This window comes from Pseudomonas sp. FG43, assembly GCF_057809175.1.
In genome coordinates this window covers 92,728-109,145 of record NZ_JBMDJL010000019.1, presented here as the reverse complement: position 1 = coordinate 109,145, position 16,418 = coordinate 92,728, and the positions used below count along the sequence as shown (strand labels likewise).

The 16,418-nt window shown below is 58.0% G+C and carries 13 protein-coding genes; 8 read left to right on the top strand and 5 right to left on the bottom strand.

Features of this window, described 5'->3' with window-relative positions:
* Nucleotides 1–60: 60 nt before the first annotated feature.
* Entirely contained in the window at nucleotides 61–840 is a 780-nt protein-coding gene (gene gloB / locus ACODS3_RS20435; RefSeq protein WP_201019787.1) for a hydroxyacylglutathione hydrolase, read from the bottom strand.
* An 80-nt stretch (nucleotides 841–920) separates the two neighbouring features.
* Here gloB and ACODS3_RS20430 point away from each other — a divergent pair, with 80 nt between their 5' ends.
* The 4 genes from ACODS3_RS20430 (at nucleotide 921) to ACODS3_RS20415 (ending at nucleotide 3,629) form a co-directional block, all read left to right on the top strand.
* Complete coding sequence (locus ACODS3_RS20430; RefSeq protein WP_489036006.1) at nucleotides 921–1,679, top strand: class I SAM-dependent methyltransferase; 759 nt, start codon at nucleotides 921–923, stop codon at nucleotides 1,677–1,679.
* Between the two features lie 53 nt (nucleotides 1,680–1,732).
* A complete protein-coding gene (rnhA, locus tag ACODS3_RS20425) occupies nucleotides 1,733–2,185 on the top strand; it encodes a ribonuclease HI (RefSeq protein ID WP_025259238.1) in 453 nt (150 codons plus the stop codon).
* Nucleotides 2,186–2,264: 79 nt separating this feature from the next.
* The gene (gene dnaQ, locus ACODS3_RS20420; protein ID WP_489036004.1) at nucleotides 2,265–3,041 is read left to right on the top strand and encodes a DNA polymerase III subunit epsilon; all 777 of its coding nucleotides are present in this window, start codon (nucleotides 2,265–2,267) and stop codon (nucleotides 3,039–3,041) included.
* Between the two features lie 36 nt (nucleotides 3,042–3,077).
* On the top strand, nucleotides 3,078–3,629 hold the full coding sequence (locus ACODS3_RS20415) for a GNAT family N-acetyltransferase (protein ID WP_489036002.1): 552 nt from the start codon (nucleotides 3,078–3,080) through the stop codon (nucleotides 3,627–3,629).
* Nucleotides 3,630–3,689: 60 nt separating this feature from the next.
* Here ACODS3_RS20415 and ACODS3_RS20410 read toward each other — a convergent pair whose 3' ends face one another.
* Entirely contained in the window at nucleotides 3,690–3,902 is a 213-nt protein-coding gene (locus ACODS3_RS20410; RefSeq protein ID WP_025259241.1) for a hypothetical protein, read from the bottom strand.
* A 181-nt stretch (nucleotides 3,903–4,083) separates the two neighbouring features.
* On the opposite strand from ACODS3_RS20410, the gene ACODS3_RS20405 reads away from it, so the two are divergent.
* Nucleotides 4,084–4,653: an NADPH-dependent FMN reductase gene (locus ACODS3_RS20405; protein ID WP_304575238.1), complete on the top strand. Its 570-nt coding sequence runs from the start codon at nucleotides 4,084–4,086 to the stop codon at nucleotides 4,651–4,653.
* 145 nt (nucleotides 4,654–4,798) lie between these two features.
* On the top strand, nucleotides 4,799–9,979 hold the full coding sequence (locus ACODS3_RS20400) for a dermonecrotic toxin domain-containing protein (protein WP_489035999.1): 5,181 nt from the start codon (nucleotides 4,799–4,801) through the stop codon (nucleotides 9,977–9,979).
* Nucleotides 9,980–9,988: 9 nt separating this feature from the next.
* Here the strand turns inward: ACODS3_RS20400 and ACODS3_RS20395 are convergent, their stop codons facing one another.
* Together ACODS3_RS20395 and ACODS3_RS20390 are read right to left on the bottom strand one after the other, a co-directional pair.
* Nucleotides 9,989–11,140 carry an acyl-CoA dehydrogenase family protein gene (locus ACODS3_RS20395; protein WP_489035997.1) on the bottom strand — a complete coding sequence of 384 codons (1,152 nt, stop codon included), beginning with the start codon at nucleotides 11,138–11,140 and terminating at the stop codon, nucleotides 9,989–9,991.
* 3 nt (nucleotides 11,141–11,143) lie between these two features.
* Nucleotides 11,144–12,238, bottom strand: coding sequence for an enoyl-CoA hydratase/isomerase family protein (locus ACODS3_RS20390; RefSeq protein WP_201019782.1), 1,095 nt, complete (start codon nucleotides 12,236–12,238; stop codon nucleotides 11,144–11,146).
* A gap of 210 nt (nucleotides 12,239–12,448) precedes the next feature.
* Between ACODS3_RS20390 and ACODS3_RS20385 the strand changes: the two genes are divergently transcribed.
* A complete protein-coding gene (locus ACODS3_RS20385; RefSeq protein ID WP_489035995.1) occupies nucleotides 12,449–14,128 on the top strand; it encodes an MFS transporter in 1,680 nt (559 codons plus the stop codon).
* Nucleotides 14,125–15,306, top strand: coding sequence for an HlyD family secretion protein (locus ACODS3_RS20380; RefSeq protein WP_489035993.1), 1,182 nt, complete (start codon nucleotides 14,125–14,127; stop codon nucleotides 15,304–15,306). Before ACODS3_RS20385 ends, ACODS3_RS20380 begins: the two co-directional genes overlap by 4 nt.
* Here the strand turns inward: ACODS3_RS20380 and ACODS3_RS20375 are convergent.
* Nucleotides 15,300–16,316 (bottom strand): transporter, encoded by a 1,017-nt coding sequence (locus ACODS3_RS20375; protein WP_201019779.1) that lies wholly within the window; start codon nucleotides 16,314–16,316, stop codon nucleotides 15,300–15,302. The genes ACODS3_RS20380 and ACODS3_RS20375 overlap by 7 nt on opposite strands.
* Nucleotides 16,317–16,418 lie beyond the last annotated feature (102 nt).

Genomic DNA, 16,418 nt, shown 5'->3' with positions numbered 1-16,418 from the left:
TCTAGAAAGCGTCCCCCCAACGGTCAACCTTTCAGAATTTTCGTGCCGATTCCACGCGCTTTAGAACGTATCTTTCCAAGCCCTCAAGCTAGCAAAAACCTCGCTCGGCGAGCTGTTTTCACGGCCGGTCCGTTCGTCCGCTTTTTCTTTAACAGATGTTTCCCGGACCCTGAGGAAGGGGTTTGTGCGTCGTTCCAGAGCTAGATTGGAAGGCAGGCTGATACGATTTTCACTGCGCCATTGGCTGACTTGCGCCAGACGTTCGGCAATATCCCGATTTTCGGGTTCCACGGCCTGGGCGAAACGCAGGTTGCTTAGTGTGTATTCATGGGCGCAGTAGATCAGCGTGCTGTCGGGTAAGGCCGCCAGTCGGCTCAGGGAATCATGCATCTGCTGCGGCGTCCCTTCAAAAAGGCGTCCGCAGCCAGCGGCAAACAGGGTATCGCCACTGAACAGCACGGGAGCCGTCGCGTCATCGTGATAAAAGGCGATATGGCCAAGGGTATGGCCCGGGACGGCATGGACCGCGAAATCCAGGCCCAGAACGGATACCCTGTCGTTGTCCACCAGCGCGATGTCACGGGCGGGGATGTTTTCCGTGGCCGGGCCGAGCACTCTGGCGCCAGTGGCCTGCTTGAGCTGCACGACACCACCGACATGGTCGTTGTGATGATGAGTGATCAGGATATCGGTCAGTTGCCAGCCGGGATTGTGCTCCAGCCAGTCGAGTACTGGCTGCGCATCACCCGGATCGACCACTGCGCAGCGTTGAGTGGAAAGGTCTTGTAACAACCAGATGTAGTTATCGTTGAAAGCGTGCAGGGCGTGGATCTGTATCATGGCGCAGTTCGCACATCGGGAAACAATGGTGCATCTTAGTCTTTGATACGGCTGCAAGCGAACCCCCAAGGAGACCTCAAATGACCGATGAAGCGTTCGCCCAGGCCGATCCTGAATGGCTTGCTTTGATCCAGGCCGCCCGCAAGTGGCTGTCCGGGCCGTTGGGACAACTCCTGCTTGAGGAGGAGCGTCGGATTCTCGAAGACGAACTGGGGCGTTATTTCGGTGGTTATCTTGTGCATTACGGGCCATCTGCCGAAAACCCGCCCGTGGCGAAGCAGGTACAACGCAATGTCAGGCTTGGCGCGCCGCTGCCCGGCGTAGAGATCGTCTGCGAAGAAGAAGCCTGGCCATTGAGCGAGCATGCCGCCGATGTGGTGGTCCTGCAGCATGGCCTGGATTTCTGCCTTTCGCCCCATGGCCTGCTGCGCGAAGCCGCCAGCAGCGTCAGGCCGGGCGGGCACCTGCTGATTATCGGTATCAACCCCTGGAGCACCTGGGGTTTACGGCATGTCTTCGCTCGCGATGCCTTGCGCAAGGCGCGCTGCATTTCACCGTCCCGTGTCGCCGACTGGCTGAACCTGCTGGGGTTCGCACTGGAGAAGCGGCGCTTCGGGTGTTATCGTCCGCCCCTTTCTTCGGCAGCATGGCAGGCACGCCTCAGCGGTCTGGAAAGCCTCGGTGAGGGGCGGCAAAGTCCGGGCGGCGGCTTCTATCTATTGGTGGCGCGCAAACTGGTGGTTGGCTTGCGTCCCTTGCGTCAGGTCCGTCGCGAGCCGATGGGCAAGCTGATTCCGTTGCCGATGGCCAAGGTCAACCGCAACACGCCGCAACCTTGATGGTCTGGCCTGTCGTCCTGCCCGAATAATCCCTTGATTCTGGAACGGTCGTAATGAGCGAAAGCGTTGAACTCTTCACTGATGGCGCCTGCAAGGGCAACCCTGGCCCCGGCGGCTGGGGTGCATTGCTCATCTACAAGGGCGTCGAAAAGGAATTGTGGGGCGGCGAGGCCAATACCACCAATAACCGCATGGAGCTGACCGGTGCCATTCGCGGCCTGGAAGAACTCAAGCGTCCTTGCGAAGTGACCCTGGTGACGGACTCGCAATACGTCATGAAAGGCATCACCGAATGGATGGTCAACTGGAAGAAGCGCGGCTGGAAAACCGCTGCCAAGGAGCCGGTCAAGAATGCCGACCTCTGGCAGCAACTGGACGAACAGGTCAGCCGTCATACCGTGAAGTGGCAGTGGGTGCGTGGCCATATCGGCCATCCCGGCAACGAGCGTGCCGACCAGTTGGCCAACCGTGGTGTGGATGAGGTGCGCGGCATCAAGCAGGGCTGACCGTTTGCCCGATGAGCTGAACGGCTCATCCGGCCTTGCAGCGTGCTAATATCGCGGCCTGTAGACGAGGCAACAGTCAATGGCAGTGCAAAACACAGATAACAGGTCCGTAGTACTCGATACCGAAACCACCGGTATGCCTGTCACCGACGGGCACCGCATCATCGAGATCGGTTGCGTCGAGTTGATCGGCCGCCGCCTGACCGGGCGGCATTTTCACGTCTATCTGCAACCTGATCGCGAGAGCGATGAAGGTGCGATTGGCGTTCACGGTATCACCAACGAATTTCTGGTTGGCAAACCGCGCTTCAATGAAGTCGCCGAAGAATTCTTCGAGTTCATCAAGGGCGCCCGGCTGATCATCCATAACGCGGCGTTCGACGTTGGCTTCATCAACAACGAATTCGCGTTGATGGGCGCGCACGACAAGGCCGATATCACCCAGCATTGCTCGGTGCTCGATACGCTGTTGATGGCCCGTGAGCGTCACCCGGGCCAGCGCAACAGCCTCGATGCCTTGTGCAAACGCTATGGCGTAGACAACTCGGGCCGTGAGCTGCACGGCGCATTGCTCGACTCCGAGATCCTGGCCGATGTCTATCTGGCCATGACTGGTGGGCAGACCAGCCTGTCTCTGGCCGGTAACGCGAGCGATGACAATGGCTCCAGCGGCGGGAGTGCCAACCGCGGCAGCGAGATTCGCCGCCTGTCAGGCCGCCAGCCGTCGCGCATCATTCGTGCGACCGAAAGTGAACTGGCAGAGCACGAAGCACGCCTGGCCATTATTGCCAAGGCGGCCGGCGCGCCAGCGTTGTGGGCTCAGATGCAAGAGGCCAAGGCTCAGGCCCAGTCCTGACCGGGCAACGGTTTGCACCAACAGGGCAGTGGTGAAATGACTGTAGCGAACCCGTCACTGAGCATTCGTGTCGCAGACGAATGCTTCGAGGACTATATCCTCAACAGCGAGTTCACCTTTACGGTCCATGGCTACGCCCGGGTGGTCGTGGGGGAGAGTGTCGAGTCCTGGGTCATCGATTCGGTAGAGCCTTATCTCAAGAACTACGGCATCGACTCACAGGAATTCTGCGATTACCGCGACGCTGCCGACAGTACGGTGCTGGTTGCCTGGCTGGGAGAGCAGGCGGTCGGGCATATCGTGCTCAGTACCCACTGGAATGGTTTTGCCCATATCGATGAGCTGGCGGTCGACGAGTCGGCACGTCGTTGCGGGGTTGCCCGATCCTTGCTGGATGTGGCGCAGTTCTGGAGCCGCCAGCGCAATCTGCCGGGGATAATGCTCGAAACCCAGAACAATAATCTGGCGGCTTGCAGGCTGTATGAGCGGTGCGGGTATGTGGTGGGTGGTTTCGATCACATGCGTTACCGCAGCATCGACCCGCAGACTCGTGAGACAGCGATTTTCTGGTATCTGATATTTCCCTGAAGGGTGGGAGCGAAGAAATATCTTCCCGGATAAATCCGGTCCCACACCTGCACACGGATGTTATGGGATTCGGGTCATCTTCACGCCGGACTGGATCACTTCAAAATCATCCCCGCCCAAATGGTTGACCCTGTCTCCGATAGCCAGACGATACGTTTTGACAGGCTCCTTGCCGTCAGCCTCATCAGGCTGTGATTCCTGGAATTCATGCACCGGGTAGATACGGCCTGCCGCATCTCTTGCATGAAACTGTCCGACGAGAACTGAAGCCATCTGCTTTGTAACCTCTGAAACTGAAGATAACCGTTGGATTAAGAATCCACCGAGGCTTGTAGACCACTGATTCATAGGTGAGTTTGGCGGGCACGAAAAAATAGTGGGCTATTCCATTCGCCTCTTGAACATGACTTGGGCTATACCTGATGGTTCCTTGAATCAGATGACGGATATCTCCATGAGCCAGGTTCACTCCATCGCTGTATTGGTCGGCAGTCTGAGAAAAGACTCCATCAACCGTAAGATCGCGCTCGCATTGGCTGATCTGGCCCCTGACACACTGAAGCTGAACATCGTCGAGATCGGTGACCTGCCGCTGTACAACGAAGACATTGATGGCGCTTCGGCCCCGCAGGCCTACACGAGATTTCGCGAACAGCTTGCAGCCGCAGACGGCCTGTTGTTCGTTACCCCGGAATATAACCGTTCAGTGCCAGGCGCCCTGAAGAATGCCATTGACGTGGGCTCGCGGCCTTATGGCAAAAGTGCTTTCAGTGGCAAGCCGGGCGCGGTGATCAGTGCTTCACCCGGCGCGATCGGTGGTTTTGGTGCCAATCACCATTTGCGCCAGTCACTGGTGTTTCTGGACGTTCCTTGCCTGCAACAGCCCGAAGCCTATCTGGGCAATGCAGGTACCTTTTTCGACGAGGCCGGTACGCTGTCGGAGAAGACCCGGCCGTTCCTGCAAACCTTCATCAATGCCTACGCTGTCTGGGTAGAGAAAAACAGCAAGGTCACCGCCAACTGACATTGCTCGAGGCTTCATTTCAATATCCGGCAATCAATTGCTTTATGTAACGCAGCCATTTCGACGCCCTCCATAAGCTGTTTCTTTTCCTTGCCTGCGCCGGTCATCCGGCGTGTGGCGAGATTTCATGAAAAGGAAATGGCACATGTCATCACCCCCGTATTTTTTCAGCGAGTCGCTCAAAGTGCGATTCGAGCAGAGTATCAAGGCGGCAATCGACACATCCCGTATCCGGGGCGACGAGGGCAGATGGCTACAGCGACTGGTGGGCGAAACCGGCAAGTCGGACGTGCCTCCTCCCCGTGTCGACAGGCTGGTCATGGATGATGGCTCCACGCCCAACGCTGAGCTGGCCGGCGCATTATTGATAAGCGATACGCAGGACAGCAAAGCTCCGGTGTTCCTGAGTACCTTGTTGTTCGGTATCGAGCGTTTCAAGAGCAGGGCTGCGTTGCTCGTCAGCCTCAAGAAAAGGTTCGACGAGATCCGGGAAATGTCGCTGGAGGTCGATGCGCGCTTGATCGATGGCCCGCTGTTCGAGGTTCAGATGCAGTCTGTTGTCCAGCAACAGGTGCAGCATCTTGACCGGTTGTCCGAACGACTGCACGGCATGCCGTTCCTGCAGACTGCGCTCGGTAAAGCCTTGCAGCAAAGGCTTGCACAGCTTCTGCCCGGCAATGATATCGATGTCTTCCACCATCCCGTGCAAATCGTCGAGGAACGCTCATCCGAAAGCGTCATGACGACCAGTCTGGTGGCATGCACCCAGACACTGGTCGAGGTCGCGACCCATAAATATGCGGGTGAAGAGCCTGGAAAAGGGCTTGTCCTGAGATTTCTGGATGCTCAAGGCCGGATTCTGACCCCGGTCCAGGCGCAGCCATACGTCCAGGCGCTCGATGAGTTGAGGTCTATCGTCACCGATACGTACGAGCAGTTGCTGGATGAGTACTGGAGTCAGGTTACGAATGATGGCCGCACGCTACGAGATGTTGTCGCCCATGCCCTGGCCGAGTCCTTGCGCCAGACCTTGTTGACCGGTACAGAGCAAGGGGCACTGACGGTACACGAATGCCGCCATCTGAGTTCACTGCTGCCGTATCCCGGTGCGCCTGAGGATTTGAAATCGGTCACGGTCAGCAGGCTGGCTGTCAGTATCGGTGATCAGGAGCCGGTCAAGCTGGTCGGTGTATTCCTGATCGAGTTTCGGGTCGAGCAGTTACCGGTGCTGTATCTGTTTTCATCGTTGTACGGGTTCAGGCATTACGTTGACAGGAAGCAGATCAGCGAGCATTTCTCCAGTGTTCAGGGGCGAGCCGAACTGCTGAGTTTTTCCTCGCTGGACGATCACTCCCTGATCGACATGCAAGGCACGCTCAAGCTGCGTGTCGATGCACTGACTGTTCCGTGGTTTCCCGAGTTCATCAGGTCGATCATCGGCTTGCAGAAGCGAAATGTTCGCTATGCGCTGGGCCTGCCGGCAATCGCTTATCAAAAGGCATCGGTCCGGGTCGACGATGCACTCGATGTGCGTGGCTTGCTGGATGCCCGGTTGTTGCGCCTGCGTGATTCAGGACGCTGGCAGGCCGGGCAGATTGAATTCGAGCCGCTCTGGGATCACTTGCCTTCGGTCCCGACGGTCGATCAAGGGGATCACGATTACCCCGTACTGCAAGCCTGGGCTGACAGAATGATCAGCCTCGATGCGCGAATGGAGCGTCTGGCCACGCTGCATTCGGGAGTGGAGACGTGCATGCGTCATGCACTTGATCGCTATCTGGCACTGATCGGCGGTGAACCTCTGGATGCGCGTGAACTCTGGGTCGTGAGGGCCAGCTCCGGCGAGCCCGCGATTCGACTGGTTTCGCTGGCTCTTCAACGGGTCAGTCAACCAGGCCTTGTACCGCTCCTGGACGGGACGGTGGTGAAAGGGCAGGCCGCTGCGCTTCAGAATCAACCCGAGATCCGTTTGCCGCTGACGTTATTCGAGTCGATGCTCAAATGGATACTGCCCGATTTTGCAGAGCGTTATGACCGCCAGCAGCGAGACTTCTATTCTCTGCCGACTCGTCGACTCGATACGCAAATACACCCTGGCGTATGGGCGACTCATTCCCGTGAAGACGCTCTACGTCTGGAACTCTCTCTGGAACGGCATCTGGAAGTATTCGATACGAAGGTCCTGGATATGCTCCAGCAAGTGCTGGACAGACCGCTGCCGCACCTGCGCGAGGTACTGGGCGATGAGCGGGTCGAGGTCTGCATGCTGTCATTGCATTACGAGCCGGATCTGCCACCGATTCCACTGGCGAATGCTTTCGTGCTCTACAACCCCCGGCAACCCGGCTCCAATGTTCTGTGGACAATGTTGAACGGTCTGACGAAATTCGATTCTCGCCAGGCACTGGCAGACAATTTGCTGGCCTGCCTGAGACGTGTGGACAGGATCGATAATGTGCTTGAACTCTTGTCCGGGGCGGACAGGCATGCATTGCTCAAGTACCTTGAGCGACCTGGCGAATTGGGTATCCGTGTCATGTTCCAGGTGATTGAGGGGCATCTGGTTCACGCGCTACAGGAGGCTGAAAACCAGCGACAGCGGATGACCGTGAATTTTATCTACAACCGGGCGCAGACCTGGGGCCTGACCCCCGATCTGTTTGGCAAAGCGCTCGCGGTTACCGAGCGCGACGATGGAACCCGTCAGGCAGTGAATGATCTGGGCGCGGCTCTTCAGGTGTTGATCTATAAAGCCATTGCGCCGACCTGGGTGACCGAATCTTCGTTTGATGACCTGATTACGCTTACCAATCTGGTGCAGCGTTTTTATATCTCCAGCAGTACGCACGAAGATTTCCTGTTTGATATTCCCGATATTCGTGACCATGCAAAGGAAAAGCTGAGCGAGAGGCTTTCGGTCGATTTTCCGGGCGCGAATCTGGACTCCGATCAACTGATCGTGACCCTGACGCACTATGTACCCGCGATTGTTGCGACCGGCCAGACACCCCAAGGCATACCCGCAGCAACCCAGAAAATAAGCGAAACGCTCACCGATTTTTCCATCAACCGCTTTTCATCCATACAGGATGGCGTCATTTCCATTGCGCACAAGGACGGCAGCCCTTTGAGCGCGTCGTTGACCCCCGAATACATTCGAGACTTGTTGCAGTCGCTGGATGTCGCTACCGACTATCGGCAACTGGTCGATTCGGCGCTCGATAACCGTAGCCCTTCCCATCTTGTGCGCAAGAGTAACTTTGCCGAGCAGATTCCGGTTACAGAGGTCTTGAAGGCATTTGTACTCAAACTCAGGAACAAGCTGTCGGCTGAGGCATATGACTTTATCGAGTCTGTATTCAATATGCCTGACGGTATTGCCCGCTTGCCGGTCCGTGGGTGGGACGTGGTGCTGAGTCCCTTGCTGATCCTGCCCGCTCCCAAAGGCTGGGAGCCGACTCCGGTTCTTGGCGTTTACGTGATTACTCCTAAAGCTTCGCAGCAGCCGGGGCCCTGGGTGATCTATGCGCCGCTGTGCGAGCAGTGGACATTCAGAGAGTATGCCGACCAGGCAGCTCTGGTGACCGACCTGTGTACTTCCGGCAGTCTCCAGACGTATGTCCTTGACCGCATTGACCCGACCATGCGCCACATCTATGACCATGGTGGCTTTCACGAGCCACATCTGCCTTTCAGCATTGAAGACTCGATGGGCCTTCCCTTTGAGCGCCCGCTGCCGGTGACTTTCATGCTGGAGCCCTGCGAGGGGAATGCGCTGGAGTATCTGTTACCGGGGGTTCTTGAGGCTTTCAAGTTCGATATACGTCAGCAAAGCGTTACCAATGACGAGAACCGGCGCACCTCGTCAAAGTACTTGTTCGGCCTTGCGGTTGAACAAGTACTGGCATTCGTGCCGGGGCGTCTCGGTGCGTTGGTCGGTGTATGGCAGAGCCGCGATCTGTTTCACTCTTCGGCTGTTTCCATTGGCGAGCAGAGGTGGGGCAAGGCCGTATCGGAACTTGCAGCAGGTTTGAGCGTGCTGATTTCATCCCGGCAAGAACCACATAAAGGTCTTTTATCCGAAGAGGAGGTGACAGTCGGGTCTGCAGAGTCCACGTCCTTCCCTGAGTTTTCCTGGAGCACCAATGCGCTTACCGAGGAATTACGCAGCCGCCTGAGTGCGTTCGAGGTACATGACGTCGCTCTGAACGCGCTCCGCAAGGATGAAGTGCTCAACGTTTCCAGGGATGAGAATACGGGCAGGCAGTACGCCGCCGTCAATGGCAAGGTCTATCAGGTCCAGTCCAGCAAGGACGGTTGGTTTATCGTCATGCAGGACAAGGTCGGACCTTCCATCAAGCTTGATACTAACCAGCACTGGGCACTGCAATTGCAGGGTGGCCTCAAGGGCGGCGGTGGCGTTGTTACCCGCATGAAAAACAACCTGGTGGAAATGGAAGTCAGTGAGAGTCTGGTCGTCGATGCCCGCGGCATACACGAGATTCGTCAGATCTACCGTGACAGGGCGCAATGTATCGAGCAGGGGCATACTCAGGCTCGTCGTTACCTGGAAAACTGCCTTGATAATCTTAACCGGCGCTCTGCAGAGGGCACGCTCGATCCTCGTGTCGAACATATTGTCGCCAGCTTCTTTGATGCCAGGCATCCGGATACGCGCCTGTACGATGCGGTCAAGCAAGTCGTGACACCCATCTACGAAGAGCTGATTTCCCCGTCATTGTCGCCCATCAATTCGCAGCGTTATATCGTCGGATTCAATAAAAGAGGGAATGAGACATCCAGTGCCTTTGTCTTTTCCAAAGACCCTTTGAAAAGGATTTTTCTGACCGAGCAGTTTTTTCGTTTGCCCCGCTATCGCTTCAAGGTCAAGGTCATCAGGTCGGGCAGTTTCAACTATGGCGACCATTACCGTGCGACGATTCTGATTCATGAATTGTCCCATCTGGTTGCAGGTACCGAAGATATTGCCTACGTGGATTCCTATGCCCCCTTTGTCGACTTGCTGGAAGATGCTCCGGGCTATCGGCTACGCATCAAGAACGAACAGATCATCCAGCAACAGAAATCCCTGTCCTACCAGACCGATCGCAGCCAGTTGTTCAAGCAGATTGAAAATGATGACTGGAAGGATCTGAGGCGAGGGGATGCAAAGAACGCGATCCTGCGTATAACCGGCAAGAGAACCCTGGAGGAGGCCAGGGAAGTGTTCTATGCCGATATCCAGAAACGCACCGATGTCATGCTCAGTAATGCCGACTCGGTTACCTTGCTGATCTCCTTGCTGGGGCGACAGCGGTTCACCTGAGCGCCAGGCCTAAACCAGATAATGACGCAGCTCCCTGGCAATCAACAGGCGCTGAATTTCACTTGAACCTTCATAGATCTGGGTAATGCGGGCATCCCGGTAATAGCGCTCCACGGGATAGTCCTCCAGATAGCCATAGCCACCATGAACCTGTATCGCCTTGGAGCAGACCCACTCGGCCATTTCCGAGGCGAACAGCTTGGCCTGCGAGGCTTCGGACAGGCAGGGCAGACCTGCACTGCGCAAGCGGGCAGCATGCAGGACCAGCAGTCGTGTCGCGTTGATGTGTGTGTGCATGTCGGCGAGCATGTTTGACACGCTTTGATGCTCGATAATCGGTTTGTCGAACTGCACCCGCTCCCGGGCATAAGCCAGCGCGGCCTCGAATGCGGCGCGGGCTATCCCCAATGCCTGCGCGGCAATTCCGATACGCCCGCCTTCCAGGTTCGACAAGGCAATGGCCAGGCCCTTGCCGCGTTCGCCCAGCAGGTTGGCAGCGGGAATCCGGCAATCGTTGAGTGTCACGGCGCAGGTGTCCGAGGCGCGAATGCCCATCTTGTGTTCGCTGCGATCAACCACGAAGCCCGGGTTATCTGTGGGCACCAGAAAGGCTGACAGACCTTTCTTGCCCAGTTCGGGATTGGTTACGGCAAACACGATTGCCAGTTGCGCACGCTTGCCGTTGCTGACGAACTGCTTGGCACCGTTGATGACCCAGTGATCACCCTGCAACTCGGCGCGGGTGCGCAGGTTATGCGCTTCGGAACCGGCGTGGGGTTCGGTCAGGCAGAAACAACCGATAGCCTTGCCGCTGGCCAGTTTCGCCAGCCAGGTCTGCTTCTGTTCTTCATTGCCGTAATTGAGGATCGGGCCGCAGCCCACCGAACTGTGAACACTCATCAGCGTGCCGGTGGCGGCATCGGCGGCGGAGATTTCTTCGACCGCAAGGGCATAAGCCACGTAATCGATATAAGTCCCGCCCCATTGTTCGGGCACGATCATACCCAGCAAGCCCAGTTCTCCGAGCTTTTCGACCAGAGCATTGTCTATCCAGCCGGCCTTTTCCCAGGCCTGGGCATGTGGCGCTATCTCGTTTCGGGCGAAGTCTCGCGCCATGTCGCGGATCATCACCTGCTCTTCAGTGAGTTCGATATCGTGCATGATTCACGCCTCCAGACTGCTGAAGAAACCCTGCACATGCTCGGGATTCAGACCCTGCACGCTGGAAGGGTTCCATTGCGGCCTCCTGTCCTTGTCGATGATCAGGGCGCGTACGCCTTCGATCAGGTCTCCATGCTTGAACCACAGTCGATCCAGATGCAGCTCCATGGCAAAGCAGGATTGCAGTGACAGATGCCGACCGCGGCGGATCATCTCCAGGGTCACGGCCATCGCCAGGGGAGAGTGGTTCTGCATCAGCCGGACGGTTTCCAGTGCCCACTGATGAGTGTTGGCGACCGTAACCTGCTGCAATTGCTCGATGATGCTCGGTAAATCCGGCAATCCAAAGAAGTGGTCGATGGCTGGCCGCAAGGCTTCCAGTGGCGGAGAAGGCAGGCGCTGAGTGGCCAGCTTTGCCATGGCGCCCTGCAGATCCTTGAGAGGCGTGGACTTCCATTTCAGGTGGTCGAGCATATGGTCCAGTCGAGGCAGCATTTCGCTTTTCATGGACCAGTCGGCAAGGCCGCAATACAAGGCGTCGGCCGCTCCGATCTGGGTGCCGGTAAGCCCCAGGTAAGTCCCCAGCTCGCCGGGAAGGCGGGGCAGAAAATAACTGCCGCCGACGTCCGGAAAATAACCGATGGCCACTTCCGGCATGCCCAGCCGGCTGCGCTCGGTAACCACCCGCAGGTCGGCCCCCTGAACCAGCCCCATGCCACCGCCCAGTACCAGGCCATCCATCAGGGCCAGTACCGGTTTTCGGTAATCATGGATCGCCAGATCCAGCGCATACTCTTCGACGAAAAATGTCTGGTGCTGGTTCTGTCCGCTCTTGTAACTTTCATACAGCGAGCGGATATCTCCACCGGCACAAAACGCCTTGCTGCCCGCGCCACGCAATACCACGGCATATACCGTGGGGTCTTCGGCCCAGGTATCGAGCTGGCGTTGCAGGGTGCGAATCATTTCCAGGTCAATGGCGTTCAGGCTGGCGGGACGATTCAGAGTGAGATGGCCGATATGATTGCGCACCTCGACCAGAATCGGTTTCTGGCTGGGCTTGCGAACCGAGAGAGCGGGTGACACCTGTGAACTCATTCTGAACTCCTTGTTCGTTTGCTCTTCTTCTACTTATTATTTTTAGCGTGAAGCAGATCCTAACAGCGCCAATGAGCAAAACAAAATTGCGCTTAAGCATAGTCTGAAGCAGCAATTTGCCAGCTGTTGTTTGGACCTTTCGCGAATAAATTCGCTCCTACAGTGCTTGAACGGGCGCGAATTCATTCGCGAAACCCCAGAAAGGAATCCATGAACGATAAATACGCTCCCCGCCAATGGCAGCCCCATGAGCGGCCGACCATGCCGGGCTCGCCTTCCACGCCCCTGCACTCCACGCGCAGGCGTTGGGCCTTCGCACTGGTGGGTGTCATCGTTGCCCTGACCGGCGGACTGGGCAATGCGCTAGTGGTCGCCAACCTGCCTTATCTGCAAGGCGCACTGGGCGCTACTTCAGCGGACATTGCCTGGTTACCGGCGGCCTACGTCATGACCAACGTGTCCATGAACCTGCTGCTGGTGAAGTTTCGTCAGCAGTTTGGCCTGCGCGCCTTCACCGAGTTGTTCCTGGTGCTCTATTCGCTGGTGACTCTGGCCCACTTGTTCGTCAATGACATCGAGTCGGCGGTTGCGGTGCGTGCGGCCCATGGAATGGTGGGTGCCGCGCTCAGCACTCTCGGGCTGTATTACATGATCCAGGCCTTCCCCCAGAAGTGGCGGCTCAAGGCATTGGTACTCGGGCTCGGTACAGCGCAACTGGCGACGCCGCTGGCGCGACTGGTGTCCGAAGACCTGTTACAGATTGCCGAGTGGCGAGGTTTGTACCTGTTCGAGCTGGGCATGGCGCTGTTGTCGCTGGGCTGTGTGTTGATGCTCAAACTGCCGCCCGGTGATCGCTTCAAGGCGTTCGAGAAACTCGACTTCCTGACCTTTGGCCTGCTGGCCAGCGGTTTTGCCCTGTTGTGTGCGGTGCTGTCATTGGGGCGGATCGAGTGGTGGCTGGAAGCGCCCTGGATAGGCATCGCCTCTGCTGCTTCCATCGCGCTGATCTGTGCGGGGCTGGCCATCGAGCATAATCGCAGCAACCCTTTGCTGATTACCCGCTGGCTGGGCAGTGGCGCGATTCTGCGCCTGGGGTTGGCGGTGATCCTGTTTCGCATCGTGCTGTCGGAGCAGTCCACGGGGGCCGTGGGTTTCCTGCAGACGCTGAACATGGGCAGCGAGCAGTTGCATACCCTTTATCTGGTCATGCTACTGGGCAGCATTGCCGGTCTGGCGGTCAGCGCCCTGACCATCAACCCTGCACACCTGATCAAGCCGCTGCTGATTTCCCTGGCCATGATGGCGGTGGGAGCCTGGATGGACAGCGGCTCCACCAGCCTGACCCGGCAATCGAACATGTACCTCAGCCAGTTTCTGCTGGCGTTCGGCGGGACGTTTTTCCTGGGACCGACACTGGTGCTGGGCATCAGTGGCGTCATTGCCAACCCGCGCAACATGGTGAGTTTTTCCGTGCTGTTCGGGATCACCCAGAACATTGGCGGGCTGATCGGGTCTGCTGCTCTGGGCACTTTCCAGATCGTGCGCGAGAAATTCCATTCCAGCCATCTGGTCGAGCACCTGACCCTGATCGACCCGCTGGTGCAGTCCCGCCTGCAAAGCGCCGCTGCCGGTTATGCTTCGACAATTGCCGACCCCGCGTTGCGCACGACCCAGGGGATTCGCTCACTTTCGACACTGGCGACCCGCGAAGCCAATGTCCTGGCCTATAACGATGTATTCATGTTGATTGCAGTGATCGCCGTGCTGACGATGATCTGGATTTCAGCCCGCATGCTGTGGCTGAAAATGACCACCCGACCCATTGCACCGACGCCTGCTGCACCTGTCATTCCACCTTCCGTCCCTAGCCGTGGCGCCAACCTTTCATGAATGAACCGACCCAGCCAAAAGCACCGTCCCCCAACTCTCAGGACAATGATGAGGCCATTCAGGCGCCCGATACTCCGCCGCCTCCGGTAACCACGCCACCCACCACCGAACCGCGCTCAAGGCGCAAGCGCATCATCTCGTCGGCGATCTTTGCCGGCATCGCGTTGGCGGGCGTTCTGATCGTGCTGTATGCCTGGGAACTGCCGCCGTTCAAAAGCCCGATCCAGAGCACCGAAAACGCTCTGGTTCGCGGCCAGACGACCATCATCGGTCCGCAGTTGAGCGGTTATGTGCATGAAGTGCCGGTGCAGGACTTCCAGTTCGTCAAGGCAGGCGACTTGCTGGTGCGCCTGGATGACCGCATCTATCGCCGTAATCTGGAACAGGCCATGGCGCAACTGGCGGTGCAGAAAGCCGCATTGGCCAATAACCTGCAACAACGGCGCAGTGCCGAAGCGACCATTGCCCAGCGTCAGGCGGCCTTGCAGAGCAGCATCGCCCAAGGCAGCAAGAGCGCGGCGGACCTTCGTCGCAATCAGGCGCTGGTGACTGACGGCTCGGTATCGCGCAGCGAACTGGACGTCACCCGTGCTGCCGATGCCCAGGCCATTGCGGCAGTGGCCGAGGCCAGGGCCGCGTTGCAGATATCACGTGAGGACCTGCAAACAGTGATCGTCAATCGCGACTCGTTGCAGGCCTCGGTGGAAAGCGCCCAGGCAGCCATCGAGCTGGCGCGTATCGATCTGGACAATACCCGCATCCTGGCCCCCCGAGACGGGCAATTGGGGCAGATTGGCGTGCGTCTGGGCGCTTATGTGAACTCGGGTGCGCAATTGATGGCGCTGGTCCCCAACCGGTTGTGGATCATCGCCAACATGAAGGAAACCCAGATGGCCAATGTGCGTCTCGGCCAGTCGGTGAACTTTACCGTCGATGCCTTGAACAACACCCGGCTCACCGGGCGTGTACAACGTATCTCGCCTGCGGCCGGCTCGGAATTCAGCCTGCTGCCCGCCGACAACGCCACGGGCAACTTCGTGAAAATCTCCCAGCGCATACCGGTACGTATCATTGTCGACCCCGATCAACCAGCGGCCGAACGCCTGAGGCCGGGGATGTCGGTGGTGGTCAGTATCGATACCCAATCGCAAGGCGAGGTGCCAGCGGACCCTCAGTAATCCCCGCGCTTGCGAAAGGCCCAGCGACCGGCAATCAGGGTAAAGGTCGCAACCAGCGCCACCAGTATCCAGAATCCTTCTGGGTCCGAGGCCAGCGGGATACCGCCGACGTTCATGCCGAAGAAACCGGCGACGATGTTGATCGGCAAGGCCAGCACTGTGACCACGGTCAGGGTGAAGAGGGTGCGGCTGCTTTGCTCGTTGAGGTTGGCGGCGATCTCTTCCTGCAACAGTTTGATGCGCTCGCCCAGGGCCGTCAGGTCGCTGATGACCAGGGCCGACTCTTCCGTGGATTGACGCAACGCCTGCATGTCCTCTTCGCGCAGCCAGTGGGGAGGGCGGTGCAGCAGGCGCATCAGCGAACCGGGTTCCAGCGCCAGCAGACGTTGCAGACGCACCAGCACCCGGCGCATCGCTCCGAGTTCGGAGCGGTTGTTGCTCAGGCGCTGGGACAGCAATTGGTCTTCGATCTTGTCCACGCTGATGCTGGTCTTGCGCAGGAACTGGGTCAGCACCTCGCCCTGATCGCTCAGCAGATGGGCCAGCAACTCCAGTGGTGAGTGAAATTGCTCGCCACGCTTGACTGCGGAACGCAGCTTGTCGACGGAGCGCAAGGGTTGCAGGCGCGCTGTAATCATCAAGTGACTGCGGGTACAGACCCATAAGGTCGAGATATCGGTCGACAGCATGTTGAAGTCGAACACCACATCGTTGACCACCGCCAGCAGCGCTGAATCGATATGTTCGATCCGGGTCGAGCGCGAGCCTTCGTTCAACGCCTCGAAGAACTCGTCCGGCAGCTCCAGATGGGTTTTCATCCAGCGCTCGCAGGCCGCGTGAGACAGGTTCAGGTGCAGCCAGATGAAGTCGTCGTTGTCCGGGGTGTTTTGCAGGTAATCCATGACAGCGGCAGAATCGATTTCCCGACCCCGTTCACCCGGACAAAAACGAAAGCCATAGAGCAGGCCGAAAAGGTCTGAATCCTGATGCCGCGCAATGCTGTGGTTCATGGCTTTCCACGTGCAAGCCTGCCCGGAGCGGGGAGGTGAAGCGCGCATCATGACAAGCCGGTATTACATATTTGTGACGGAATATTGCTGGCTGTTTCCGGG